This window comes from Butyricimonas sp. Marseille-P3923 (assembly GCF_900184685.1).
Taxonomy (GTDB): Bacteria; Bacteroidota; Bacteroidia; order Bacteroidales; family Marinifilaceae; genus Butyricimonas; species Butyricimonas muris.
Map to the genome: position 1 here is coordinate 310,507 of NZ_FXXL01000005.1, position 26,776 is coordinate 337,282.

Annotated in this window: 21 protein-coding genes; 7 read left to right on the forward strand and 14 right to left on the reverse strand. The window is 45.0% G+C overall.

Translation table 11 applies throughout. From position 1 onward, the window contains the following. Positions 1 to 3 precede the first annotated feature (3 nt). From CS948_RS04895 to CS948_RS21600, 10 genes are all read right to left on the reverse strand, one after another. Positions 4 to 1,584: a hypothetical protein gene (locus CS948_RS04895; protein WP_099290599.1), complete on the reverse strand. Its 1,581-nt coding sequence runs from the start codon at positions 1,582 to 1,584 to the stop codon at positions 4 to 6. 12 nt (positions 1,585 to 1,596) lie between these two features. After that, positions 1,597 to 2,352, reverse strand: a complete 756-nt coding sequence (locus CS948_RS04900; protein ID WP_099290600.1) for a DUF4843 domain-containing protein — start codon at positions 2,350 to 2,352, stop codon at positions 1,597 to 1,599. A 21-nt stretch (positions 2,353 to 2,373) separates the two neighbouring features. Then, positions 2,374 to 3,870 (reverse strand): RagB/SusD family nutrient uptake outer membrane protein, encoded by a 1,497-nt coding sequence (locus CS948_RS04905; RefSeq protein ID WP_099290601.1) that lies wholly within the window; start codon positions 3,868 to 3,870, stop codon positions 2,374 to 2,376. Positions 3,871 to 3,882: 12 nt separating this feature from the next. Next, positions 3,883 to 7,179 (reverse strand): SusC/RagA family TonB-linked outer membrane protein, encoded by a 3,297-nt coding sequence (locus tag CS948_RS04910; protein ID WP_099290602.1) that lies wholly within the window; start codon positions 7,177 to 7,179, stop codon positions 3,883 to 3,885. A gap of 145 nt (positions 7,180 to 7,324) precedes the next feature. Continuing rightward, the gene (locus CS948_RS04915; protein ID WP_099290603.1) at positions 7,325 to 8,458 is read right to left on the reverse strand and encodes a FecR family protein; all 1,134 of its coding nucleotides are present in this window, start codon (positions 8,456 to 8,458) and stop codon (positions 7,325 to 7,327) included. Positions 8,459 to 8,507: 49 nt separating this feature from the next. Next, positions 8,508 to 9,014, reverse strand: coding sequence for a sigma-70 family RNA polymerase sigma factor (locus CS948_RS04920; RefSeq protein WP_141560884.1), 507 nt, complete (start codon positions 9,012 to 9,014; stop codon positions 8,508 to 8,510). A gap of 185 nt (positions 9,015 to 9,199) precedes the next feature. Beyond that, on the reverse strand, positions 9,200 to 11,128 hold the full coding sequence (gene nagB / locus CS948_RS04925) for a glucosamine-6-phosphate deaminase (RefSeq protein ID WP_099290605.1): 1,929 nt from the start codon (positions 11,126 to 11,128) through the stop codon (positions 9,200 to 9,202). 24 nt (positions 11,129 to 11,152) lie between these two features. Then, complete coding sequence (locus CS948_RS04930) at positions 11,153 to 12,337, reverse strand: ROK family transcriptional regulator (protein WP_099290606.1); 1,185 nt, start codon at positions 12,335 to 12,337, stop codon at positions 11,153 to 11,155. A 137-nt stretch (positions 12,338 to 12,474) separates the two neighbouring features. Then, the gene (locus CS948_RS04935) at positions 12,475 to 13,236 is read right to left on the reverse strand and encodes a cation diffusion facilitator family transporter (protein WP_099290607.1); all 762 of its coding nucleotides are present in this window, start codon (positions 13,234 to 13,236) and stop codon (positions 12,475 to 12,477) included. Continuing rightward, positions 13,197 to 13,370 carry a hypothetical protein gene (locus tag CS948_RS21600; RefSeq protein WP_176554924.1) on the reverse strand — a complete coding sequence of 58 codons (174 nt, stop codon included), beginning with the start codon at positions 13,368 to 13,370 and terminating at the stop codon, positions 13,197 to 13,199. Before CS948_RS21600 ends, CS948_RS04935 begins: the two co-directional genes overlap by 40 nt. A 237-nt stretch (positions 13,371 to 13,607) precedes the next feature. Here CS948_RS21600 and metK point away from each other — a divergent pair, with 237 nt between their 5' ends. Next, positions 13,608 to 14,894 carry a methionine adenosyltransferase gene (gene metK / locus CS948_RS04940; protein ID WP_099290608.1) on the forward strand — a complete coding sequence of 429 codons (1,287 nt, stop codon included), beginning with the start codon at positions 13,608 to 13,610 and terminating at the stop codon, positions 14,892 to 14,894. A gap of 129 nt (positions 14,895 to 15,023) precedes the next feature. Here the strand turns inward: metK and CS948_RS04945 are convergent, their stop codons facing one another. After that, the gene (locus tag CS948_RS04945; RefSeq protein WP_099290811.1) at positions 15,024 to 15,704 is read right to left on the reverse strand and encodes a zinc metallopeptidase; all 681 of its coding nucleotides are present in this window, start codon (positions 15,702 to 15,704) and stop codon (positions 15,024 to 15,026) included. A 186-nt stretch (positions 15,705 to 15,890) separates the two neighbouring features. Between CS948_RS04945 and CS948_RS04950 the strand changes: the two genes are divergently transcribed. The 6 genes from CS948_RS04950 (at position 15,891) to folK (ending at position 23,543) form a co-directional block, all read left to right on the forward strand. Then, complete coding sequence (locus tag CS948_RS04950; RefSeq protein WP_099290609.1) at positions 15,891 to 18,050, forward strand: translation factor GTPase family protein; 2,160 nt, start codon at positions 15,891 to 15,893, stop codon at positions 18,048 to 18,050. Between the two features lie 172 nt (positions 18,051 to 18,222). Then, positions 18,223 to 18,723: a hypothetical protein gene (locus CS948_RS04955; protein ID WP_099290610.1), complete on the forward strand. Its 501-nt coding sequence runs from the start codon at positions 18,223 to 18,225 to the stop codon at positions 18,721 to 18,723. A gap of 76 nt (positions 18,724 to 18,799) precedes the next feature. Then, positions 18,800 to 19,519: a 16S rRNA (uracil(1498)-N(3))-methyltransferase gene (locus CS948_RS04960; protein WP_099290611.1), complete on the forward strand. Its 720-nt coding sequence runs from the start codon at positions 18,800 to 18,802 to the stop codon at positions 19,517 to 19,519. 428 nt (positions 19,520 to 19,947) lie between these two features. Further along, positions 19,948 to 22,218 (forward strand): ATP-dependent helicase, encoded by a 2,271-nt coding sequence (locus tag CS948_RS04965; RefSeq protein WP_227216275.1) that lies wholly within the window; start codon positions 19,948 to 19,950, stop codon positions 22,216 to 22,218. Positions 22,219 to 22,363: 145 nt separating this feature from the next. Beyond that, positions 22,364 to 22,996, forward strand: coding sequence for a DUF4290 domain-containing protein (locus CS948_RS04970; RefSeq protein WP_099290613.1), 633 nt, complete (start codon positions 22,364 to 22,366; stop codon positions 22,994 to 22,996). 67 nt (positions 22,997 to 23,063) lie between these two features. Then, complete coding sequence (gene folK / locus CS948_RS04975; RefSeq protein ID WP_099290614.1) at positions 23,064 to 23,543, forward strand: 2-amino-4-hydroxy-6-hydroxymethyldihydropteridine diphosphokinase; 480 nt, start codon at positions 23,064 to 23,066, stop codon at positions 23,541 to 23,543. A gap of 26 nt (positions 23,544 to 23,569) precedes the next feature. On the opposite strand, the gene CS948_RS04980 is transcribed toward folK, so the two are convergent. The 3 genes from CS948_RS04980 to murA form a co-directional block, all read right to left on the reverse strand. Next, positions 23,570 to 24,571 (reverse strand): hypothetical protein, encoded by a 1,002-nt coding sequence (locus tag CS948_RS04980; RefSeq protein WP_099290615.1) that lies wholly within the window; start codon positions 24,569 to 24,571, stop codon positions 23,570 to 23,572. Between the two features lie 98 nt (positions 24,572 to 24,669). Continuing rightward, positions 24,670 to 25,440: a virulence RhuM family protein gene (locus CS948_RS04985; protein WP_369689224.1), complete on the reverse strand. Its 771-nt coding sequence runs from the start codon at positions 25,438 to 25,440 to the stop codon at positions 24,670 to 24,672. Between the two features lie 24 nt (positions 25,441 to 25,464). Continuing rightward, complete coding sequence (gene murA / locus CS948_RS04990) at positions 25,465 to 26,772, reverse strand: UDP-N-acetylglucosamine 1-carboxyvinyltransferase (protein ID WP_099290616.1); 1,308 nt, start codon at positions 26,770 to 26,772, stop codon at positions 25,465 to 25,467. Between the last annotated feature and the right edge of the window lie 4 nt (positions 26,773 to 26,776).

The window sequence follows — 26,776 nt, forward strand, 5'->3', positions numbered from 1 at the left end:
AAATCAGTAATCCGTACGCAACAAATGAAGTTTATAATACATATTCATTGGCTTGTATGCCACGTGTTCCCACTTTTTGAGCAAAGACAAATCAAACGAATCCAACACGTACACGCTACCTTTACGCTCTCCCTCTGCCGTGGGATCATACACCCCGACAAAGACATATTTATTCGTAATATCCTGTGTCATACAAGTAATCACGGCATTGGGATTCACACTGGTCACGTCAAAACAAAGCTCGGATTCTTCTGTCGGCAACTTAGGTTCCGTCGAAGCACCGGGTTTCCACATGTAAATCTTACGGTCTGTATTATACAAAATCGAACGATGTTGATACACGTTCAAAACCTGCGCTTCCGGTGTTAAAGTCAACTCTTCACCCTCCGGTAAATCATACGTATACGAAGATACCACATTGTATAAACCAAACAGAAGATACATACTCCCCGTGTATCCGACATCGGAAACTTGCCTTATCGTTATCTTCGACGGATTCTCGATATTTTGCGTCACAATATAAAAATCATGTACACCGATATTTGCCGTTTCAAACGGTATCGCGTAAATCACTTTTTCTCCCAGATAAGCTTCCGGCCCTATCCCACTATCGGAAAGTCCATCAGCCCATATGCCATATAACTTTGAATTCTCGTCATCATGCAAAAAAAGAATATCTAAAAAAGTGCTGTTTCTCTCTATGCCCGAACGTATTTTAACCCGCTGAAAGCGATCCCAATGATGAACATCTTTGAAAACTTTCCTCTCTACTTCCATTTGCCAATTCCAAGTTTGTACCCGCATATCCCCATCATCACAGAATGCAAACAAATCAAACTTGCCCACCCCACACATTCCTAACTTTAATGGCGTTCCTGAAAACTCGAAACCGGTAATCACTCTCAATGTATTGTGATCCAAATAATATGCCTGTTTATTTTTCCGGGAAAGAATATAAGGATAACCTACCCGAGGAAACCAAATATCGCCCCCCCCGCAAACAAACGCAAAATCCACGATATCATCTTTTAGAACAGGTACATCCTCTGAAGTCCGATACCAGAAATCGGAAGCCTCTTTTTGCACGAGTTCTATTTCATCCGTCACGGTATTCTGCACGGAAAACATGGCATCACCCTCATCATTGCGACTCAACATAACCAACCCCTCGTCAAAATTACTGCTCGGCTTTACAATAAAATAACGATACGCACTGCCAAATTCATTCGATACCCTTAAACGAGCAAAATAAGGCTCTTGCCTGTCGAAAGTGAATCTTAGCACTTTATCATTCGATAACATTTTCAATGAATCTTGTGGATGAACCATATACACCCCTTTAGCACTAACATAAATCTTTCCATAACGCCATTGATAAGTCAGCGGACAGGACGGATCTGTTTGTGATATCCGATCAGAAGGATCAAACACGAACTCTTCCCCAAGTTTAGGATATAACACGGTATCCTGATCGGAAATATATATATCGGAAACCTCTATATGCGGTCCGGTCGTCTTATCTTTGACGCAACTTACCAAGCCGACAAGAAAAACCGCAAGCACCACTAATATTACCTTTTTCATACTCATCTACTTTTATTTATTATTGTACCACTCCGGAATTTCCACCTCCGGATTAGGATGTTCCGTAAAATAATCAAACAGCGGCACCAACACTCCTTGCTTAAATAAGGGTTGATAAGCCAAATATATCCCACTCCACTTTCCCTCATTCGTAAGCATCTGCAACCGATACCCAAACAGATCAAGCATTGCGCGATATTCCTCCGGTCTTGGCCATTTATACCATAATTCATTATAAATCTCAAATAACTTTCTGTAGGCAACTTCCGAAAATTTCCCTAACAAATCTTCCACCCACCATTTAGGTTGCTGGGGATGCACGACCTTCACGCCAAAAGTCACTTCCGGACTCTGCATCATCGGTATAAATTCATCATTTTCCAAAATCCTCAATCCTACCCACAATTTCATGTCCTCATACTCCTTGTAAGACGGACGACGAGCCCACACTCGAATCGCTCCCCGCACGGCCCCTGCCGTTAAAACTGCCTCAATCTTATAATCCGTTGATGGCATATTCGTCAAACTATCAACAACTTCTACAAGAATCTTCCTATCATAATCAACCGGGACTCCAAGTATCGAATACGAGGCACCTCCCGCTGCCCAAGTCGTATCAGTATACTCTGAAAACTGTATTTCCACGACATTCCGATCTAAAACAATACCCGTCTTCCTACTTGTATCCCATACCCACGGATCTTTTTCACACGAAGCGAAAAACATCAATAAAATAATACTCCATATCACGTAAAATTTCTTCTTCATAACTCTTCTCTCTTTAATTAATCAATATGTCGATTCATCGCGGTATTCAAACTCCTCGTCCGGTATATTCAAATTCCATTTATCCTCATCCATGGTAAGTTCACCTCCAATCTGAGGAACCAATTTTAACTTATCCGGCTGTCTTTTTTTCAAACGAAACCAATATTGTCCTTCCAGTACAAACTCTTTTCTGAATTCCTCGTCAATAATTTCAATTGTCAAATCACCATCGAAGTTTCCCATTCCTCGCGAAGCATAATATTTATTAAAGAAAATTTTTGCTTCTTCTGGAGAAGATTCAACCAAAGATTCAACCAGTATCAAATACATTTCCGGAATACGAATCATATTCGCTCCGTTGAAACCGATTCCCGCCAAATCTTTATCGCCCGGATTTATCAGCACACGATCCAACACTTTCAGATAACGATCTCCATAGATACGGATTCTATCCGCTAGCGACATATTATATATATTAGGCACTCCTATCCATTCATTACGATAATCAAACTTATCATCCCGTCTTTTATACATTTCCGGCTCCGCAGGCAACCACCCCCCGCTCTGCAAAAGAAGCTCCCCAGACCAATTATCATACATATTGGAAACATAAAGTCCGAAAATAGCTTCATCAGCATTTACCGTCCCTCCCATACAGCGGATAAAATGCGTGGAACTAATCGTTGTTCCGTCACTCGGTAACGGAAACCTGCCGGATTCGATTACCTCACGAGCATACATTCCCGCACTATCCAAATCACCCGCCCTTCCCCTTGTCCAATAGACACGGGCTAAAGTTGCCTTCACCGCATAAAGATTAAAATGAGATACGCGTTCACTGGTAAACAAATCATACATATTCTCCGGCAAACGAGGATAAACCAAAAGCTTCTCGTCTTCTGTCAATAACTGTTCCGCTGCCTTCAAGTCTGCAATAATCTTCTCGTAACATTCTCCCGTCGTGGAAAAAGGTGTCACGTACATCCCGTATTGTGTAACATAGGGAATCCCCCTATTTTCTTCCAAAGCCGAACCGTACATCCTCAACAAATCAAACAAGACATACGCACGAACCCCTAAAGCTTCCCCTTTGTACATCTTTTCATGTTTCAACCTCTTTCCATCCCAAATTTCCAACCTCTCTAATATTTTATTCACGTCACTTACAAACTTGTAAGAAGTCTGCCACATTTTTTTATACCTGTCTATCGCCCGTTGGTCCGTGTGATCATGCATTATAATCTTGTCATATATACCACCCGCCGAAGCATCACTACCCGCCTCTTTCCCTATAGCGAAATACTGTCCCAACAAATCAATCGTCTGTTGGAAAGTTTCTCCATACATATCCCCCTTTGCTAACGTCACGTAAAGCCCGTACATAGCCTCCTCTATCCCCTCTTGATCCGTGAACAAATCATCTTCCAAAATAGAAGACTTATCGCGTGCCGTTAAAAAATCCTCACAGGAAGAAAAAAAAACTCCCAGTAAAAATACCAATACAATAACTCTATTCATAATTCATTTATATTAGAATGTAGGACTAATCATAAAATTGAAACCGCGCATAAACGGATAAGAAGTACCTCTTTCATACTTCACGGTAGATAACCGCAACACATCCGAGAATGTAACACCCACTGTCAATCGCTTCAAGCCGATTCCTCTCACCCACGTTTGAGGCAAATTATACGAGATTGACACGGATGACAAATAAACCTCGTTCTTCTTCTCCACAAACCGGGCCGATTTAACAAACCGTTGTTGCTCATACTCTCCTTTAGGATACGCCACCACATCACCCGGTTTTACCCAACGATCCGTGTACGCCCGCACATCCACGTTTTTGGTTATATCTATATTTTCCACCTTTGCAGCCCGTGTCGAATTATAAATATACCCCCCGAACGTGTAACTGAATGCCATACCCACGCTTATATCCCGCCAAGCTGCTGAGAGGGACGAACTTCCCTCGAACCAAGGTTTTGTATCCCCTAATGCGACCATATCTTCCACATTATAAGTATACGTGGGTTCTTTCGTATCTTTTTTTAAAAACACTTCCAACCCGTTAGCCGGATTAATCCCCCACGAATCCACGGCATAAATAGCATCCATTGACTCCCCTTCGCGAAGTTGCAACTTGGGTGCAACCCCCTTGTCCCGCATATTCGCTTCGTTCTGTCTGGCTAGTGCATTACTAATTTTCATCAATTTATTTTCCGTGTGATGCGTATTCACGGTCAAACGCAACAACCAATCCGTTGTCCTCACCAGCAAAGAAGAAACAGATATCTCCATTCCCCAGTTCAAACTCTCACCGAGATTGGCTTGAACCGTGGCAGCCCCGGTAGAAAGAGGAAGCCCGATCGGCAACAAGGCATCTTTCGTGCGTTGTCTGTAAAAATCAAGATTCACCTGAAACCACCCTTCAAGAATATCCAACACGACACCACCATTCATATTCAAGGTGCGTTGTGCCTTCAAGTCGGGATTCCCTAATTGCGATGGAATTGCTCCTAATCCTAACAGATATGCGTCCCCGTAAGTATAGATTGTCTGCGCCATATTACCACCAAAATTACCACTACCGACAAAACCTATACTACCGCGGAATCGGAAAGTACTTATCCAAGAAAGTGCTTTGATAAAACTCTCGTTATGAGCGTTCCAACCTATTCCGAAAGACCAATAAGGAGCCCATTGATTATTTCCTCCCAAAACCGAACTACCGGAACTTCTATAACTTCCATCAAGGAAATATCGATTTCTAAAGATAAAATTCAAATTCGCAAATACCCCCACGCTTGCCGAATAATCGTTACTACCTCTAGGCTTTCCTCCCGAAGGATAAGTTCGGGCAAAATTAATATCATTCATTACAGGTTTAAGAAAACCTCTTCCCTCCATACCGAATGATGATGAATTACTTTGAGTTATTGTTGAACCGACATTCGTTGTCAAAATACTTCCCTTGTCATCAAAAGGCAACGAATAACTTACCGACCCGGTCATACTCCAACTTGTCCCCTCTGCCCCCGACAAAACGTATCTACCTTTGGTATTGGCAGATTCATTCCCCACCATAGATGATGTATGCAAACTGGATATATAATCATCACTTCGATTATCACTTAAAGATAAATTCGCACTTAAATTTACAATCATACCCTTCATCACATCCCAACGAAACGTCAAATTGTTACTTATATTCTTCGACTTGCTCTTCGAGAAACTTCCCGTTGACGCATTATACATAGGATTAACTGCACCAAAAGAAAGTTTAGGTATTAATTCTCCATACTCATCGTACGGACAATCATATGGATTCAGCACCACCCATTGAGAATACGATCCGTAAGGAGAATTTTTCGAATCCGTCTTTCGAATATCCGAACGGAACGTAACCGTCAATTTATTTCTAAAAATATACGAGAAATAAAAACCGATACCATAATTCCGCCGAAAATCCCCTTTCATTACACCATGTGCATCCCCGTAACGGGCAGTCACACTATAATCCAAACCGCCTCCTCTACCGGTAACAGAAAGCGAGTGACTATGCGACCAAGCAATTCGCACGGGTATTGCAGCCCAATCGGTATAAACACCCGAGTTAACCAACTTCAATTTCCTGTTATACTCCATTTCCTTCTCTCCATTCATTCCCTCATATATTCCCCAACGTCTTTCCAATTCCAATTTCTGTCTTGGATTACACAAACTATAGGAACTCACATCAGGGAATTGGATATCAGGCACAAAATTGTAACGCATCCGCAATTTACTATCCGCAACTCGTTTACGAGTCACCACGATAACCCCGTTAGCCGCTTTATCACCGTAGATAGCCGTTGCCGAAGCATCCTTCAACACATCGACACGCTCAATATCAAACACATCCATATCATATAATCCTTCCAAAGTCGTTTCCACTCCATCCACGATAATCAATGGAGAGTTCAAACCATACTGGTCATCGGAAGTCTTTATCGAAGTCGTACCCCGGATAATAATCTCCGGGATATAATTAGGATTCGAACCCTGCTCGTTATTATCCACGATTCTCATTCCCGGCACAAGCACGGTCAACGCCTTGAACAAATTCGTCTGAGAAACTGCAAGAATATCTTCGGAACGAACCGTGGATACCGCTCCCGTGTAACTATTCTTTGATGCCGTGTATATACCGTTTACCACCACTTCATCCACCTCGTTCACCTCCTCGCTCATCGTGACGTTAATCGTCTTCTCTTTCCCGACCTTAACCTCTTCACTCTTCATCCCGATACAAGAGAATTGCAACACCGTTTCCGACGAAGTAGGGACAACAATCTCGTACATACCATCCGCATTAGTTGCCACCCCCGTGGAAGTACCCTTGATTATCACTGTCACTCCCGGAAGAGGCTCCTTATTTTTATCAAGCACCACTCCTTTGACTGTAACGACCTTCCCGTCCAAGTTCTTCTTATCGGATTGGTATTTCACCGTAATATACTTGCCATCGGTAATTTCCGAGTAAGTGAACGGCTTCCCTTCCAACACCTTTTTCAACGCATCGAGTATCGTGACATTCTTCAATGATGCCGTCACCTTATACCCCTGCACGTGATCATACGTGAACAAAATCTTATACGGGGAAAGTTTTTCCAACTTTTTCAACACCTCCCCTAAAGCCTCCTCTTTAAAATCTACCGTAATATTCTTCCGTTCTTGAGCCTGAACAAAAGACGTTAAAAGCAAGAAACACGCGAACAATACAATCCGAGAAACCCCGAACAGCCTAATTTGCCCTCGCGTGCAAAAAATACTTTGATGTCCCATAAATTTGTCTTGTTAATTTTATAATTCATATACAAGAACACGCGTAATCAAAAATAGGGTACCCCCCCTTTTAAAAAAAATTAGACAAAAAAATAACAGCCGCAAACACGGCTGTTAAACAACACAAACACAATATACTAACCTGTTAATCTACAAATATCGTATTTCCCTCACGAGTAATTTTCATATCTCCCATCATATTCAATAATTTTAAGGCATTATCCACAGGCAAATCCCTTTCCGCCAAGAAATGCAAACGCAAATGCATAAATGTTTCATCCCGGAACACGACACGCACACCATACCACCTGCACAACTCCCGCATAATCTCCGCCAAAGATTCGTTATCAAAATAAAAATACCCTTCAATCCATAAATAAAAACTATCCGTGTCAACATTTTTAATCTCGAAAGAACCATCTTCCCTTAAAAACGCATCCTCTCCCGGACGAATAACCGCTTCCGCGGCAGAAACCTTATCCGTCACCCGGACGCTCCCCTGCAACAACGTCACGTGAGTATCCTCTCTGGAATAAGCACGCACGTTAAACTCCGTTCCCAACACCTCCGTCACCAGCTCCCCGACCTTCACTTTAAAAGGACGTGCCGCATCATGTGCCACCTTAAAAAAACCTTCTCCCTGCAACTCGACAACTCTCTCTCCTTCCGGAAAAACACTAGGGTACCTTAACCTACTCTCCGCGTTCAACCACACCCGGGTTCCATCCGACAAACACAATTGATAAAAACACCCGCTGGATGTCGAAAGCGTGTGCATTTCCATCTCACTGTCCGGTTCTACAGGTTCATAAACCAACATCTTGCCGCTATCGGAAGCCACCATGATATTACCCGGCAAACTATCCGTTTTCGAATTCGAAAGAACCACCTTTCGTCCGTCACCCGTGCACAACACCGCGCTCGAGAAAGAAGTGTCCGGCAAAAATGTAACAAACTCCCGTTGAACAGAAGGCTGAAAAGCAAACCTAAAGATCCACAACAACAACAAAATACTTGCCGCCCCGCTCACGAAACCGACCAACAAACGTCTATACCTCTTCACCCGCTGTTTTCGTGCAAACTTACCCCACGCCTTATCCGAATCCGTTTCCAGCAACTCACGGACGAAATAACTTCTGCAATCTTCCAACAAACGCATATCACGTGCGCAGTCCGGATCCGATAACATTCTTTCCAGCTCCTCATCCTTGATTTGGGGATCATCCAAAGCATCCAACAACCTATCTGTTTTATCCATATCTTGCTTTATATTATCCATCTTCTAATCTTTAATAAATACACCTATCATCTTGTTTAGGGTACCCCCTTCATTCATTTTTTCCAAAAAACTCTTCTCTCAACAACTCCAAAACCCTCATCATGTGCTTCTTCACCGTATTTCTGCTAATTCCCAACAAATCCGCCGTTTCCAAATACGTCTTCCTATTAAAACAACATTCTTCCAACACTCTCCGGGTTTGAACAGGTAAAGTAGAGATCACCTTTTCCACACGCTTTATTCTATCCTCATCCTCTCCTGTCAAATCCTCCCCCTCTCTATCCGCTTTCATAAGCATTGCTGCATATTTATCGACCGCCTTGCGATGACGCAAATAATTCATGCTTCCATGTTTCACCCGCAAAACAAGAACTGCAAACAATTCATCTTTTTTGAGTTCCTTATACTTCTTCCATGCATACTCGAAAGCTTCACTCACCACATCCTCACTCGCATCCTTATCATTCAAGTAAGTATAAGCATACTGACACAAACGAGAATAGTTCTCCTTAAACATATTCTCGAACTCTCGCTCCAAATTTCGACGCCCCAACATAAATATCAAATATAAATCCTAAAGACAAATTAATACAATTTCATCGACATTTTGCAAAAACAAAACCATTTTCTTTCACCCCTCTCTCCATACGCAACCATTTAATGAGCTTCCACCGGCGAATAAAAAGAAACGGGATCCCGTAGAATCCCGCTCCCGCAAAAAAAAATATAAAACACAACATATTATTTTTCATGCTTGTAACGGACGAAGACCTCCATCGCCTCGTATTCCGCCATCCCGATCTTGTTATACAAATCGGCCGTGTTACGATTGCGATCTTCCGCCCGCTGCCAGAACTCCCGCGGATCATCTCCCGGGTATGCCGGACCGTTATTCTGGGAACCGTGCCTGTAAATAGCTTCCCGTTTGATTGTCAATTCCGACGGGCTCACCGGTACAGCCATATCGACTTTCTCCATTTCCCATTCCAACCATGCCCCGCGGTACAACCACGTGTAACAATCCCGGAACCATTCATCCCCACTCACGACATCAAACGCCTGCATGATAGCCTCCAGACAAACGGCATGTGTCCCGTGCGGGTCGGCAAGATCCCCCGCCGCGTATATCTGGTGAGGCCTGATCTCCCGCAACAATTTCACGATAATATCAACATCCCCATCTCCTAACGGCTTCTTCTTCACCGAACCCGTTTCGTAGAAAGGCATATTCAAGAAATGCACTCTCTCTTTCGGTATTCCCATAAACCGACAGGCTGACAACGCCTCTGCCGAACGCAGTGCCGCCTTGTACGGTAACAACTCCGGCGATTCGTTTTCCTCCGGTTTCCGGTTATGTATCTTGTCTTTCAATCTTTTAAAACTCTCGTTCTCCATTCCCAAGTTACGAGAGAACATATCGGCAACATCCATCATCTGGTACAAGTAATCGTCAAACACGGCGATATTCCCCGATGTCTGGTACGCCACATGCACCTCATGCCCCTGTTCCACCAGACGCGCCTCGGTACCTCCCATGGAAATCACGTCATCATCCGGGTGCGGGCTGAAAATCAACACGCGCTTCGGGTAAGGATTCGCCCTTTCCGGACGGGTTGAATCATCGGCGTTCGGTTTCCCTCCCGGCCAACCGGAAATCGTGTGTTGCATATCGTTGAACACCTCGATATTCACTTTATTTGCCGAACCGAACAACTCTATCAGATCACTCAGACCATTCTCCTGATAATCTTTATCCTCGACCTTCAATATAGGCTTCTTCAATTTCTGGCACAAACGCAAAACCGCCTTACGAATCAGTTTCTTGTCCCAATCCACCTTGCTCACCAACCACGGGTAATCCGCTCTCGTCAATTCACCCGCCGCACTCTCGTCAATCACGAACTGCACGTCCGAATGCATCTGCAAGAAAGTGGCAGGCACCGTGTCCGACACCCGTCCTTCCACGGTAGCCTTGATGATCGGGGCTTTCTTCTCTCCCCACGCGAGCAAAACAACCCGTCTTGCTTTCATGATCGTCCCCACCCCCATGGTAATCGCTTTCGTGGGTACCAGATTCCGGCTCCCGAAATCCTTAATCGCGTCTTTAATCGTCAAGTCATTCAAGTAAACCTTTCTCGTGGTAGACGTGATAAAAGACCCCGGCTCGTTGAAACCGATGTGTCCCGTCCGACCGATACCCAGTACTTGAAGATCAATTCCGCCCTCCGCGTCAATCGCTTTCTCGTAATCCTCGCAGAATTTCTCTATCTCTTCTTCCGTCTGTAAAGTACCGTCGGGTATATGAATATTTTTAGGATCAATATCTATATGATCAAATAAATGATGATGCATGAAATAATGGTAACTCTGCTCCGACTCTTTCGGCATCGGCAGATACTCGTCCAAGTTGAACGTCACCACGTTGCGGAAAGACAAGCCTTCCTCCCTGTGCATCCTCACGAGTTCTTGGTACAATTTGATCGGGGAAACTCCCGTCGCCAATCCCAGAACACACTTTTCACTGCTGGCAGCTTTGGTTCGCACCAAATCTGCGATTTCCCGGGCAACGGCTTTCACCGCCTCGTCCGCCGTTTCATAGATCTGAACGGGTATCTTCTCGAACCTGTCAGCTCCCTCTCCCTTCGCGATGTAGTTTTTTGTTATTACCATATTGTTCCTCCTTTTATATACCGGTTAATAGAGTGAATAAACACTCTCCGAATCATCATACAAATGTTCCATCACAATCATCAACGTTCCCAGTATCGCCGAATAACCTCCCAAGTTACTCATCACCAGCTCGCAATGATTGCGCATCCGCGCCAAAGCGTATTTATTTACCGCCTGTCGCACCGGAACAATCAGCAAATCCCTCGCCTCCGTGACTTCTCCCCCGATCACGACCATATCCGGGTTAAACAGGTGTATCATCGCGGCAATCCCTTCGCCCAACTTCTCGCCCGCCTGATGCAACACCTCGATTGCCGAAATATCGTCTTTTCCGGCGGCATCTATAACGGCTTGCAACGACCTCCCCGCCACTTTCTCGATTGCCCGACCGGAAGACACCGTTTCCAAGCATCCGATTTTCCCGCAATGGCAAGGCGCATCCAGTCCCGAAATACGGATATGCCCGAACTCTCCGGCCATCCCGATTCCCCCGCGATACAACTTGGAGTTCAAAATCATTCCCAAACCGATACACTCGTTTACGCTAATACAAAGAACATTGTTTATATTTTTCGCTATCCCGAACGTGTGTTCCGCCATCGCCATCACGTTCGAGTCATTATCGATAAACACGGGCATCCCCAACATTTCTTCCAGAATATCCTTCAAACCGGGACGTTCGTACGTCAGATAAGTATAGGTATTCCCTTCCCGGTCTATCAATCCCGGAAGCGCAACCCCGCACATTTTGATCTTCGCGCGGTCAACACCCAATTTCTCGATAACCTCGTCAATTCTCTCCTTGATATATTTCAGCGTGACATCATCATCCTGTCCTTCCAGTATGGACGGGTATTCCAGAATCCCCTCTATCGGCTCATTTTGCAGGTTAAAAATAGCTATTCGCAAATACTCGCGCCCTATATCCACGCCCAGTATATAGGCAGCATCGGGATTCAATGAAAAAACATGAGGACGTTTCCCCCCGATAGAATTTCCGCATCCCCGGTCAACAACCCAACCTTCCTCCATCAACTCATCAATCATCTTACCGACCGTGGGAGTAGTCACGTTTGTCAACCGACAGATTTCAGGCTTCGACAACTCGCCCATCTTGTAAAGGAAGCCGATAATCGCCTTCTTCTGCAAGTACCGTTTCTCCTTCAAGCCCGGTAAAAAACCTTTATTTATGGTGTTCGAGTCGTTCATAATTTCATCTATCCGAAGAATTCATCATTATCACACCACAAATATATAAAATACTTTCTAAAATATTTACGAAAGTATCACTCAAAATGAAAAATATTTTTCTTACTACATAACTTTTACCCGCTATTCAAAACATGCTATTCATCCGGGCAACTGTAACAACCTTCCGATTCGTACTCTATCTCGACGGTCAAGTGGTCGATTCCCATCTCTTTCAATTTATCGACAGCCTCGTGCTTTACCTTGATAACATCTTCCCGCGAGGCAACGTCCGGGACAATCAAATGAGCGGAAGCGATATTCTTCTCCCCGTCCAACGTCCACACGTGCAGGTCATGCACTTCCTTCACCCCCGGCACCCCCTCCAGAACAGGCTTCACCTTATCTTCCGGTATATGTTCCGGCGTCGCTTGCAGAAGAATCCGGAAAATAGCGTACAGGTTGCGACACACGTTTGTCAGGATAAAAATACCGATACACACGGACAGAAGCGGGTCTATGAAATACCATCCCGTGTAACGGATAACCAAGCTGCCGACCAGTACCGCCAACCACCCCAGCACATCTTCCAGTAAATGCAGCATCACGGCACGCTGGCTGATGGAATTTCCCTTCATCAGACGCAATGCCGCAAAACCGTTCACCGCCAACCCCGCGATAGCCAACCACATCATCCCCGAATAATTTACCTCGGCAGGATGAAAAAGACGGGGTATCGTTTCCATAAAGACAAAAACAGACCCGACGAGCAACACGATAGAATTAATCAAAGCTCCCAAGGTTGAAAACCGCTTGTACCCGTAAGTAAATGTCCGGGTTCTCCGTTTCTTCGAGTATCGTTCCAAGAAAAAAGACACCCCTATCGAAAAAGCATCCCCGAAATCATGGAATTCGTCCACACGCCCCCGATAATCTCGATAACAGCGAAACCTAAATTCAAGAAAAAAGCGATACCCAAATTCTTCGTACTATCCCCGTGAGAATGATTGTGACCTGCATGTGAATGTCCCTCGTGCGAATGTTCGTTCTTCATGGCTACTTATTTTTTGTAAAAATACTCAATTCTTCCATGAATGGTTTCATTTCATCGAGAAAATAATTACCTTTGCACCCGATAAAAGTGGAAAGATTTGGCTGATTGCAACCACGGAAAAAAAGTGCTAAAACGCAGAATAATTCTGAATTCAACCATCCATGTACTTTCCTATAGTTTAATTTACGATTTATGATTCAATCTAAAATCTAAAATCCTTAAATCTAAAATTAATTTATGGGATACTTATTTACATCTGAATCCGTATCGGAAGGACATCCGGACAAAGTGGCAGACCAGATTTCGGATGCCGTGCTAGACAAAATCATCGCGTTCGACGCGGACGCCAAGGTTGCCTGCGAAACACTGGTAACCACGGGACAAACCGTCATCGCGGGAGAAATCAAAACGAAAACTTACGTGGACGTGCAACAAATCGCCCGTGACGTGATCAACCGCATCGGTTACACCAAAAGCGAATACATGTTCGACGGGAACAGCTGCGGAGTCCTCAGTGCCATTCACGAACAATCTCCCGACATCAACCGGGGAGTGGTACGCGAAGACCCGATGGAACAAGGAGCCGGCGACCAAGGCATGATGTTCGGTTACGCTTGCAGCGAAACGGATAACTACATGCCGCTAGCTCTCGAGTTATCACACCTGCTGTTATTCGAGCTCGCCCGAATCCGCAAGGAAGGACAGGAAATGACCTACCTGCGCCCGGACTCGAAATCACAGGTAACCATTGAATACGGCGACGACAACAAACCCGCCCGTGTTCACACGATAGTGATCTCCACCCAGCATGATGAATTTGTCCGTGCCAAAGAAACATCACCGGAAGCCCGGCTTGAAGCTGACGCCCAAATGGTGGATCAAATCCGTTGGGACATCATCAACATTCTGCTTCCGCGGGTAAAACAACAATTGCCGGAACGCGTGCAAGCCCTGTTTGACGAGAACCTGATTCTCCACGTCAACCCCACGGGCAAATTCGTAATCGGCGGTCCTCACGGGGATACCGGGCTTACCGGAAGAAAAATTATCGTTGACACTTACGGCGGAAAAGGTGCGCACGGCGGCGGCGCGTTCTCCGGCAAAGACCCTTCCAAAGTAGACCGTTCAGCCGCTTACGCCGCCCGTCATATCGCTAAAAACATGGTTGCGGCAGGCATCGCCGACGAAATATTAATTCAAATCTCCTACGCCATCGGTATCGCCCGTCCCGTGGGAATATTCGTGAACACTTACGGCACGGCAAAAGTAAACCTGAGCGATTCCGCTATTGCCGGGAAAATCGAACAACTTTTCGACCTTCGCCCGAAAGCCATCGAGCAACGCTTGAAACTCCGTAACCCGATCTATCAAGAAACGGCAAGCTACGGCCACATGGGAAGAACTCCCAGAACCGTGAAAAAAGTATTCACCTCGAACTATTGGCCGACTAAAGAAGTAGAAGTCGAACTTTTCACGTGGGAAAAACTCGATTACGTCGAAAAAATCAAAGAAGCCTTTTTATAAAAAAACGAGAGGGAACACCTCTCGTTTTTTTAGTTCGTAAAGTTTATAAAGTTCATAAAGTTGAACCTTCGGTTCTCAAAGTCCTTATACCTTACGAACCTTATAAACTTTATAAACCTTACAAACTTATTAATCCCTCCGCCCCATAAAGATCATGACATAATATAATAAGGTAGCTAAAGAACCAAGCGCGGCAATCACGTACGTGTAAGCAGCCCATTTCAAGGCATCCTTAGCACTTTCTTGCGATTCGTAAGTCGTTATACCGGAATTCCGCAACCATGCCAATGCCCGATGACTGGCATCAATTTCCACGGGTAACGTGATAAAACTAAATAAAGTCATTGCTCCAAAAAGAATAATCCCAGCCAACATTACTTGAGGGAATGCCTGTAATGTTAAGATTCCCGCCAACAGTATCCATTGTACCCACCGGGAAGCAAAACTTACCATCGGCACCAAAGCCGAACGCAATTTCAACATACCGTAAGCCTGCGCGTGTTGCAAAGCATGACCGCACTCGTGTGCTGCCACAGCCGCGGCTGCCACATTGGCACCATAATATACTTCCTGACTCAAATTAATCGTCTTGTTCGTCGGATTATAATGGTCGGTCAGTTGCCCCTGTACACTACCGATCTTCACCCCTTGTACACCATTATCCCTCAACATTTTCTCCACCACGTCTTTCCCGGTCATCCCGTTAGCGGTGGGTATTTTAGAGTACTTCTTAAAACGAACTTGTAACTGGTGGCTTACCAACCAACTCAAGATCGCAAATCCAATAAATATTATCCAAATCAAACTCATTCCTGTCATAAATCAATCAAATTAAAATTCATTTCAAATATATACAAAAAACAGACCATTCCCCCCGTTGATAAATATTTTTAGCAAGAATGACATAAACTATTGCTTTTTAATAAAATCTTCACTAATTTGTAACCCTCGAATTATTTGAACAGTTATATACGTTATTAACTAAACTGTATTATAATGAAGACCTATAAACCTAACGAAATTAAAAACATCGCGCTGGTGGGTAGTGCCGGGTCCGGCAAAACCACGTTAGCGGAATCCATGATGTACGAGGGCGGGGTCATCCCGCGCAGAGGTAGCATTAGTGCAAAAAACACTTCATCCGACTACCGTCCGGTAGAACAGGAATACGGATCATCAGTATTCCCGGCTGTACTATACACGGAGTGGAAAGAGCACAAGCTCAATTTTATTGACACCCCGGGTGCAGACGATTTTGTCGGAGGAGTTATCTCTGCGCTGAACGTTGTCGATACCGGAGTAATGGTCATTAATGCCGTTAGAGGTGTCGAGGTAGGAACCGAGATCATCGCACGTCACGCGAAAAGACTCAACAAACCGTTGATTTTCGTTATCAACCAAGTAGATCACGAGAAAGCAAATTTCGACCACACGATGGAACAAGCGAAAGCCGCTTTCGGTTCAAAAGTCGTGCAAGTACAATACCCCGTGAACCCGGGACTCGGATTCAACCGGGTAATTGACGTTTTAAAGATGGAAATGTACCAGTGGAAACCCGAGGGCGGCAAACCGGAAGTACTCCCCATCCCCAAAGAAGAAGAAGAGAAAGCACACGAACTGCATAACGCATTGATCGAGGCTGCCGCCGAGAACGACGAGCAACTCATGGAATTATTCTTCGAGAAAGGCTCGCTAACAGAAGACGAGATGCGCGCGGGAATCCGCAAAGGACTCATCGCACGGGATATGTTCCCCGTGTTCTGCGTGTCGGCAGAGAAAGACATGTGCGTGCGTCGTTTCATGGAATTTGTTATCAACGTGGCACCGAGTGCCGGCAGTATGCCCCCGTCCATCACGGAAGACGGTCAGGAAATTCCTTACGACGAAAAAGGCCCAACCTCCCTGTACATGTTCAACACCACGGTAGAGCCTCATTTGGGAGAAGTGATTTATTTCAAAGTGGCTTCCGGCACGGTACATGAAGGTGACGATCTATATAACGCCACCAACGACAGTAAAGAACGTATCTCCACGCTATACGCGGTAGCCGGGAAAAACCGCACGAAAGTACCTGAAATGATGGCAGGAGATATCGGCGCTACCGTTAAACTGAAAAACACGAACAACGGCGACACGCTGAACGAGAAAGACGTTCATTACAAATTCGGTCAAATCCAATACCCGAATCCCCGTTTCAGAACAGCCGTACGTGCCGCTAACACGAGCGACGAAGAAAAACTCGCCGAAGTACTGCAACGTATTCATCAGGAAGACCCCACGTTCCTCGTGGAATATTCCAAGGAATTGAAACAAATGATTATCTCCGGTCAGGGAGAATTCCACCTGAACACGATGAAATGGCGCATCGAGCACAACGACAAGTTGGAAATCGAATTTTACCCGCCAAGAATACCGTATCGCGAAACCATCACCAAATACTCTTACGCCGACTACCGCCACAGGAAACAATCGGGTGGTGCCGGACAATTCGGAGAAGTACATCTCGTGATAGAACCTTATGCCGAGGGCATGCCCGCCCCGACCATGTACAAAATCAACGGTGTCGATAGCAAAATTTCAGTGAAAGACACCGAAGTCGTTGAATTGCCGTGGGGTGGGAAACTGGTATTCTACAATTGTATCGTGGGTGGTGTTATCGACGCCCGCTTCATGCCGGCAATCTTGAAGGGTATCATGGAGAAAATGGAAGAAGGCCCACTTACCGGCTCATACGCCCGCGACATCCGTGTCAGCGTGTACGACGGCAAGATGCACCCCGTGGACTCAAACGAAATCTCGTTCAAACTTGCCGGACGTAATGCCTTCAGCGCCGCATTCAAACAAGCTGGTCCGAAAATCCTTGAACCTATCTACGACGTGGAAGTCCTCGTTCCGGACGAATACATGGGCGACGTGATGGGCGACCTCCAAACCCGTAGAGCCATCATCATGGGAATGGAAGCCGACTCCGGGTTCCAGAAACTAATGGCGAAAGTACCGTTAAAAGAAATGCAACGCTACTCCACGGCATTAAGTTCCATCACCGGTGGACGCGCCTCCTTCACGATGAACTTCTCCGGCTATGAAAAAGTTCCGTCAGAAGTTCAGGATGAGCTGCTGAAAACTTACCAAGAAGAGAAGGCAGACGAAGATTAATTATTCAATTATAAAATTTTTCCCCTTTTGAAAATGCGCAATGTGCTTGCCACTTCAAAAGGGGAGGTTTTATGGCAACAACCACTGCCCGCGGGGGAATGAGTGAACAAGAATATCAAGCGGGAATAAATTTCTTAATTCGAATATATAAATCAATAAACAAACAATAATTATGAAAACACTTTCTCCCAAAGGAATGAAATGGTTGAAATTTTTTCACGTGTTGTGCGCGATTTGCTGGATTGGCAGTGCTTTCGGGATGAATGTATTAAAACATTTTATCGACACGACGGTTCCGGAAGGACGGTACATTCTCTCGCTGGCGATAAAATTGCTTGATGATGAACTCATCTATATCGGAGTTTCCGGATGTCTTATCACGGGTATTATTTACGGGTGTTGCACGAAATGGGGATTCTTCAAGCATCAATGGCTGACACTCAAATGGATTCTAACCTTTGTCATGATTGTACTCGGCACTTTCATCATCGGACCGGCAGTCACCGGTAATGTTCATCCTGATCTTGAATGGTACACGACGAATCTTTCGGAATATACACGTAATATGTCCGTAACCGCATGGTGGGGCGGCTCGCAGATAATAATCCTGTTAATTGTCCTTTACCTTTCCGTGTTCAAACCGACAAAAAAGAAAAACAATGCCAGAGTCTAGATAGTGTCTTGAAATATCATACTTGCAAACTCCCCATCATTTTCATACTTTTGCCCCGTCATTAAAACACGGAACTATGCACCTATTTTACACGCCGGACATCACGGGCAATGAATACACGCTACCGGAAGAAGAATCAAAACACTGCATCAAAGTACTTCGCCTCGAAACGGGTGACCGAGTATCGCTAATCGACGGTAAAGGGGGATTCTACATCTGCGAGATCATCCAGCCGAATGCCAAGCGCTGTGAAGTCAGGTGCATCGAGAAAATAGAACGTTACGGGCAACGGGAGTTCCGCGTACATATCGCCATTGCCCCGACCAAAAACATCGAGCGCATCGAATGGTTCCTCGAGAAATGCACGGAAATAGGAATCGACGAGATCACCCCGCTACTTTGCGAACACTCGGAGCGAAAGATCATCAAACCGGACAGACTGGAAAAAGTGATCGTTTCCGCCATGAAACAATCGCTGAAAGCCTACCTTCCCGAGCTTCACCCGATGACACCCTTCGACGATTTCGTGCAGGCGCGGCGGGAAGGCGTAAAATGTATCGCCCACTGTGACGAGGACAACAAAAAACGACTGGACGAAGCCTATCTCCCCGACCAGCCGATCACCATACTAATCGGTCCCGAGGGCGACTTTTCCAGCCGGGAAATAGAACTTGCCAAAAACAACGGCTTTATCCCCCTGACACTGGGCGAAAGCCGCCTGCGCACGGAAACCGCAGGCATCGTGGCTTGCCACAGCATCAATTTCATACAGGAAACCCGAGTAAAACACGACTGACAAACGCCATCTTCCCTTACTTGGCTATAACTTTTCCTACCCGCAAATTAGGGATATACTACCCCGTTAGGCGACTAAAAGGCGACAATTGGCAGACTATTGGGCGGGATCGCCCACTCTTCGCCTACTTATAGCCCACTCTTCGCCCACGTTTTAGTAAAAAATACGCTTTTTTAACTTGGGCGAAAAATCCTCGTTCCGTAGCAATACACGACCAAAATTTTAACAAGTTTTACCCGACACCGGAGCTTAACCCTAGCATAACCGTTATGCCTCCCTCACTCAAGCCAAAGAGAGTGAGATAAATATTCCCCGCATAAATACTCCTTCGGAACAAATTGTAAATTTTCACGCGATACACCCGTCGATATGGAAATGATTTTATATTTTTGCACAACTAATTCAAGATTCCAGAAAACTCAAAAATCGTGGACTTTATTAACGAATTGAACGAGAACCAGAGAGAGGCTGTTGTAAACACGGAAGGCCCCACGCTTGTGATTGCCGGTGCAGGATCGGGAAAGACAAGGGTATTGACATATCGCATCGCTAACTTGCTGAGCAAAGGCGTACCCGCCTACCGTATTTTGGCGCTAACCTTCACGAACAAAGCGGCACGCGAGATGCAAAAACGTATTGCCACGCTCGTCGGACAAGGAAATGCCTCCAACTTGTGGATGGGGACATTTCACTCCATCTTCTCGAAAATCTTACGGGTGGAAGCCGAACATCTCGGGTACACGTCCAATTTCACGATATACGATTCGCAGGATTCTAAGAACCTGATCAAATCGATCGTTAAAGATTTAAGACTGGATGATAAGGTATATAAACCGAACGACGTGCTGGGACGAATCTCCATGGCTAAAAACAATCTGGTCGTGGCGCAGGCGTACGCCCAATCAGCAAAAATCGTGGCTGCCGATCAAGCGGCGAAAAAACCGATGATCACGGAAATATACAAGTATTACCAGTTACGATGCCGCCAAAGTGATGTCATGGATTTTGACGATCTGTTGTTGCAAACCAATATATTGTTCCGTGACTTCCCGGAAATACTTGAAAAATACCAGAAGAAATTCGATTACATTCTGGTCGACGAGTATCAGGATACCAATTACTCGCAATACCTTATTATCAAGAAACTCGCTGAACAACACAAGAATATATGCGTGGTCGGGGATGACGCGCAAAGTATTTATTCTTTCCGGGGCGCCCGTATCGAGAACATTCTGAATTTCCGAAACGACTACCCCGGCTACAAGCTCTGCAAACTGGAACAGAACTATCGCTCCACGACCACCATCGTGGACGCGGCGAACAGTATCATCAGCCGGAACAAGGAGCAGATACCCAAAAAGACTTTCTCGGAAAACGAGGAAGGCGACAAAATACGGGTAATGAAAGCCATGTCGGACAAAGAAGAAGGTTTCCAAGTCGCCCAAGAGATATTCCGCATCTCCCAGAACGAGCAAGCGGAATTTAATGACTTTGCCATCCTTTACCGGACAAACGCACAATCCCGTATCATGGAAGAGGCCTTGCGCAAAAGAAATATTCCTTACAAAATATACGGGGGACTCTCTTTCTATCAAAGAAAGGAGATCAAAGACCTGTTGGCATACCTTCGCCTGACCGTCAACCAGAATGACGAGGAGGCCTTGAAGCGAATCATCAATTATCCCAAAAGAGGTATCGGCGACACGACCGTGGACAAACTCAAGGAAGTCGCCCTGAAATACAACGCGAGCATCTGGACGGTACTCTGCAACTTGAACAAAGTACCCGGCGTGGTTTCTGCCGCGACGGCTGCCAAACTGACGCATTTCAGGCAATTGATCGAGGGCTTTACCGAGTTGGCAAAAGAAGAAAACGCGTACGACACGACTTACCGTATCGCCAAAACATCCGGTATCATCGACGATCTATCCGCCGACGATACCCCGGAAGGCGTATCCCGAAAGGAAAATATACAGGAGTTGCTAAACGCGGTGAAAGACTTCAGCGAAACGGCTTACAACGAGGGACGGGATGATAAACTCCCGTCGTTCCTCGAGGGAGTTGCCTTGTTGACTGACCAAGATAGCGAAAAACCGGAAGACAACAACAAGGTGACGCTGATGACCATTCACTCGGCGAAAGGATTGGAATTCGAGAATGTCTTTATCGTGGGCATGGAAGAAGACCTCTTCCCCGCTCAACAAAGCGCTTATACCCCCGCGGCTCTGGAAGAAGAAAGACGCCTGTTTTACGTGGCACTGACCCGCGCGGAGAAAAAAGTGGTCATGACATACGCCACCACCCGCTACAAGAACGGGAACGTGGTGTACCCGCAACCGTCACGATTTATCGCGGAAATCGACCCCGTGTATCTGGAAGGTTTTTTCACCCCCACCCGCTCGCGGGAAGACCGGCAATTGCAAGTGCCGGGACGCGTGACGAGGATGGCAAAACCGACTTTATCCCCTCAGCCGAACGTGGAAATACCGGATGTGGACACCTCCAGATTGCAAGCGATCAGCGGCGACACGGTAGTACCCGGAATGATTATCTATCACCCGAATTTCGGGGCGGGAAAGGTCATCACGCTCGACGGATTGGGGGTAAACAAAAAAGCTAAAGTGCTATTTGCCAAGCATGGTCAGAAAGTACTTTTGTTAAAGTTTGCAAAACTATACGTGCAAGGGGATACAAATTAACGACTTATAAATAAAAAGTATTATATTTGCGGCATATTCTAAATATCTATAATTACACGTGAGGGAGTTTTATTCCGGTATAGCGAAATGATTTTTCCGGCGTTTCCCCATAAATAACTAATTTAAATACAAAACATATCCTGTAATGGACTATAATAGCCAAAGAAAAAAACTGATTCTTCCGGAATATGGGAGAAATATTCAAATAATGATTGACCATCTGGCAACAATAGAAGATAGAGACGAACGCACCCGTGCAGCCAGAACGATTATCAGCGTGATGGGAAACTTGTACCCGCATTTACGCGACGTGCCGGATTTCAGGCATAAACTGTGGGATCACTTGATGATCATGTCGAATTTCACGTTGGATATCGACTCCCCCTACCCGCTTCCCGATAAAGCCATTCTGGAAGAAAAGCCGGAAAGGCTGCCGTACAGCAAACACCGTATCAAATATAAACATTACGGGTTGCTCACCGAAAAACTAATCGAGAAAATCAAAGAAACAGAAGACCCTGAAATAAAGAGAGTTCTTACCGTATTGACGGCAAACCACATGAAAAAATCGTTCCTCACGTGGAACAAAGACTCCGTGGAAGACGAACAAATCTATTGTGATATAAACACGTTGTACGGTGGTAATATCGAAATGCCGGAAGGAATGACATTATCTCATTCTAAAGACTTGTTGCAGAAGACGAATAAAAAACCTTCCAACAACAATAATAATAACAGGCAACAAAAGAATAGAAAGTTCAATTACAAGAAACACTAATTTATTTTAGATTTCAGACTGAGGTTACTCAATCTAAAATCTAAAATCTAAAATCTAAAATTAGTACATGCTGGTAACTCTTATTTTCGGGGGAAATCAAGGTGACCGGAAAGCACTCATTGATGAAGCGGTAAAAGAAATGTCGGAGCTCGGGAAGATCGAAACTCGTTCTTCCCTCTACGAAACCGCCCCTTGGGGATTTGAATCAGAGAATACCTTTTACAATCAAATCGTGACCTACAACACGGAATTATCCCCGGAAGAAGTTCTCGACAAATGCCAGCAAACCGAACAAAAACTGGGAAGGGTACGCGCGGGAGTACAATTCTGTTCCCGTACCATGGATATCGACATCCTGTTCTGTGACTCACTGCTCATCGACACCCCCCGTCTGACAGTACCCCATCCCAGAATGGCACAACGCAATTTTGTCCTGTGCCCGTTAAATGAAATCATGCCGGACTTCATGCATCCCGTTCTCCGTAAAAAAATATCCGAACTCCTGCAAGAAAGTCCGGATACTTTAAAAACCGAAATAATTGGGTGATTCGGAATTAAAGACACAAAGTAAATTCATTTTTCATCTCTGATTGTAAACTCACAAGCCTTGAAATTTCCCCTCTCGATACTGACCAAAAAACCCTTGTTTTCGGCAGCAAATCCGAGGTATCCTCCCATGGAATCTCCTAAACTTTTCCAAACATTTTCACGAGGGGCATATCCCCAACTCCCACTATCTCCAAAAACATAAACAAATTCTTCTCCATCTTTAGTCAAAACAAAAGATTTGACATTTGTTCCTTCACGAAGTTCTCTCGTTTCTTCATCCTCGTATTGCACGGGTAACTCTTTCCACCGAGCGGAAACCGGATCATACACTTGCACGTCCTGCTTGTTGCTAGAACTATATAAATTCCCGAAACAAACGTACCCCAGATTACCCGAAACAAACGAAATAGCCCCGTAACGAGGGTAATAAATATTAGAGATTTGTTTCCACCCCTTTTGAGGGTCAAATTCATAGAAATCTGCAAAATATTCACTATTTGTCGGTATAGATTCATCCACTCCTGTCCCGACATACGCTTTCCCTCCTATCACGAAAGCAACGGCTCCCCAACGCGGTTTACCCGGAAACTTAAATTTCAATTCTTCCCATTCTCGCGTAAGAGTATCGTACACGAAAAAATCATCATACGCTTCATACGATGTAGTGGGAGGATCCAATTTTGAACGTCCTAAACCAATATACGCCTTTCCTCCTATCGCAAAAGTAACGGCATGAGTCCGGTGCTTCCCCGGAAAGGGTTGTTCTATCCACACCCATTCTCGATATTTAGGAGAATATTTATAAAAATGTAGATTATCTCCCAATACATTATACCAACCCAATCCCATGTATGCCGAAGTACCAACATTAAAAGTCACGGCATCATACAATCCTAAACATCCGGACATTTCGATATATTTTTTATCCAAATCCGGAATTTTTATATTTACTTTCTTGTCATCGTCATGACAAGAAAGTAAAAGAATAATTCCTATAAATATACAACAAATCTTTTTTAATATCATATTCTTACATTTTACATCAAATATACAAAAATCTTAAATACAATTCATGATGATACTTATCATCATTTCCTTCTCCTCCGTCCGTGATTCGGCAATCATTATGGTAAGCGCCACAAGAGTATGATCGGCAATATGCTTGCTGCCATCTTCATTATAGAGAATGCCATTCTTGTCAAGAAAAAACTTTGATAAATATTACCTATACTGCCTTTGAAGGAATCGTCCTTTTCATGCCCGAACAAGTTGGAATCAGCACTAAAACGCATTTGGTCTATCAGATGGCGACATTCTTCATAATTTAGAATATATGTTGCCTGATTTCCCTTCGGGCGTTTCATACTCTGGTGATCATAATCATCAAGCAAAGTAAGGGCAGTGTTGTAGTTCTCGATCACGCTAAGCACTTGTTTGGCATCAAGTTCATTTTGGGTACGTTTCATAATGCGTATCACTTCTCCAAGCTGTTGCAGGCGTTGATCGTTGATGGCGTAGCCTTTGATAAGAAATTGTTTCAGTACAGAAGTTGCCCAAATTCTGAATTGAGTTGCGTTTTTTGAATTTACCCTATAGCCTACGGAAATAATCATATCCAAGTTATAGTAAGGTATAACTCGCCTAACGATTCTTCCACCCTCTTCTTGAACCTGTGCATTTTTTGCACAAGTTGCCTCCTCATATAACTCTTTGGCATTATAAATATTTCGAATATGTCTGACTATTACCGTTCTATCTACCCCAAACAAATTAGCCATTTGAGGTTGTGTCAGCCATACCGTATCTTTTTCTAATTTTACATTCAACTGTATATTGCCATCTTCACTTTTGTAGAGTACCAAAGAGTCTTGAGTGACAACCTGCATATTATTCATTGTCTGTTTCTGTTAAATCCGAAATCATTTACTCCTCTTGATCTCCGCTCCGATAGCGTTCAGTTTCTCGTCGATATTTTCATACCCCCTGTCGATCTGGTCGATATTGTCAATCACGCTCTTTCCCGGTGCGGAGAGGGCAGCGATCAACAAGGCGATTCCGGCACGGATATCCGGAGAGGTCATTTTCGTGGGACGCAGTTGCGACTCGTGGTTTTGACCGATAACCGTGGCGCGGTGCGGGTCACAAAGAATAATCTTTGCTCCCATGTCGATTAACTTATCCACGAAAAACAAACGGCTCTCGAACATCTTCTGGTGAATCAGCACGCTACCCCTAGCCTGCGTTGCCACAACCAAAAAGACACTCAACAAGTCGGGTGTCAAACCCGGCCACGGGGCATCGGCAACCGTGAGAATGGACCCGTCGATAAAGTCCTCTATCATGTAATGCTCTTGACGGGGGATGTATAAATCATCGTCCCGTTCCTCGATGCGGATTCCTAACTTGCGGAAAGCATTCGGGATAATTCCCAACTGGGGAATGGCGCATCCCTTGATCGTGATCTCCGAACGCGTCAAAGCGGCCAACCCGATGTAACTACCAATTTCAATCATATCCGGCAAACAACGGTGACGGCAACCATGAAGACTCTCGACACCCTCGATAGTCAACAGATTGGAAGCAATCCCCGAAATACGGGCTCCCATGGCATTCAACATCTTGCAAAGTTGTTGCACGTAAGGTTCACAAGCCGCATTATATATAGTCGTAACCCCTTCGGCGAGGACTGCCGCCATCACGATATTCGCGGTTCCGGTCACAGATGCCTCGTCCAGCAACATGTAAGCCCCCTTGAGCTTTTGTGCCGACGCCTTAAAACACCCGGACACCCCGTCATACTCGAAAGTAGCCCCCAACTTCTCGAAGCCCAAAAAATGGGTATCCAGACGACGACGTCCAATCTTGTCCCCGCCCGGCTTCGGCACCAACCCGAAACCGTGGAGCGCCAACAAAGGCCCGAGAATCATGATGGAACCGCGCAAACTGGATGCCTTATGGTAGAAATCTTCCGTTTCCAAGTACTTCAAATCGACATTGCAAGCCTTGAAGGAGTATTCCCCTTTTTGCAATCGCTCCACCTGCACACCGATACCTTTCAGCAACTCGATCAACTTGATCACGTCCAGTATCTCCGGTATATTGCTAATCACTACTTCTTCTTTCGTCAACAGGCAGGCACATATCACCTGCAACGCTTCATTCTTCGCTCCTTGAGGGACCAGTTCGCCCTTTAACCGCTTCCCTCCTATAACTTCAAACTTACTCATTCCG

Bases quoted from the DNA above. Each gene is read 5' to 3' on its own strand.
- CS948_RS04980 (WP_099290615.1), bottom strand. From the start codon at position 24,571: ATGATATTAAAAAAGATTTGTTGTATATTTATAGGAATTATTCTTTTA.
- CS948_RS04955 (WP_099290610.1), top strand. From the start codon at position 18,223: ATGAAAACACTTTCTCCCAAAGGAATGAAATGGTTGAAATTTTTTCAC.
- CS948_RS04905 (WP_099290601.1), bottom strand. From the start codon at position 3,870: ATGAATAGAGTTATTGTATTGGTATTTTTACTGGGAGTTTTTTTTTCT.
- CS948_RS04960 (WP_099290611.1), top strand. From the start codon at position 18,800: ATGCACCTATTTTACACGCCGGACATCACGGGCAATGAATACACGCTA.
- CS948_RS04910 (WP_099290602.1), bottom strand. From the start codon at position 7,179: ATGGGACATCAAAGTATTTTTTGCACGCGAGGGCAAATTAGGCTGTTC.
- CS948_RS21600 (WP_176554924.1), bottom strand. From the start codon at position 13,370: ATGAAGAACGAACATTCGCACGAGGGACATTCACATGCAGGTCACAAT.
- CS948_RS04895 (WP_099290599.1), bottom strand. From the start codon at position 1,584: ATGAAAAAGGTAATATTAGTGGTGCTTGCGGTTTTTCTTGTCGGCTTG.
- CS948_RS04970 (WP_099290613.1), top strand. From the start codon at position 22,364: ATGGACTATAATAGCCAAAGAAAAAAACTGATTCTTCCGGAATATGGG.
- CS948_RS04915 (WP_099290603.1), bottom strand. From the start codon at position 8,458: ATGGATAATATAAAGCAAGATATGGATAAAACAGATAGGTTGTTGGAT.
- nagB (WP_099290605.1), bottom strand. From the start codon at position 11,128: ATGGTAATAACAAAAAACTACATCGCGAAGGGAGAGGGAGCTGACAGG.
- murA (WP_099290616.1), bottom strand. From the start codon at position 26,772: ATGAGTAAGTTTGAAGTTATAGGAGGGAAGCGGTTAAAGGGCGAACTG.
- CS948_RS04920 (WP_141560884.1), bottom strand. From the start codon at position 9,014: ATGTTGGGGCGTCGAAATTTGGAGCGAGAGTTCGAGAATATGTTTAAG.
- CS948_RS04945 (WP_099290811.1), bottom strand. From the start codon at position 15,704: ATGAGTTTGATTTGGATAATATTTATTGGATTTGCGATCTTGAGTTGG.
- CS948_RS04930 (WP_099290606.1), bottom strand. From the start codon at position 12,337: ATGAACGACTCGAACACCATAAATAAAGGTTTTTTACCGGGCTTGAAG.
- CS948_RS04950 (WP_099290609.1), top strand. From the start codon at position 15,891: ATGAAGACCTATAAACCTAACGAAATTAAAAACATCGCGCTGGTGGGT.
- CS948_RS04900 (WP_099290600.1), bottom strand. From the start codon at position 2,352: ATGAAGAAGAAATTTTACGTGATATGGAGTATTATTTTATTGATGTTT.
- metK (WP_099290608.1), top strand. From the start codon at position 13,608: ATGGGATACTTATTTACATCTGAATCCGTATCGGAAGGACATCCGGAC.
- CS948_RS04985 (WP_369689224.1), bottom strand. From the start codon at position 25,440: ATGAATAATATGCAGGTTGTCACTCAAGACTCTTTGGTACTCTACAAA.
- folK (WP_099290614.1), top strand. From the start codon at position 23,064: ATGCTGGTAACTCTTATTTTCGGGGGAAATCAAGGTGACCGGAAAGCA.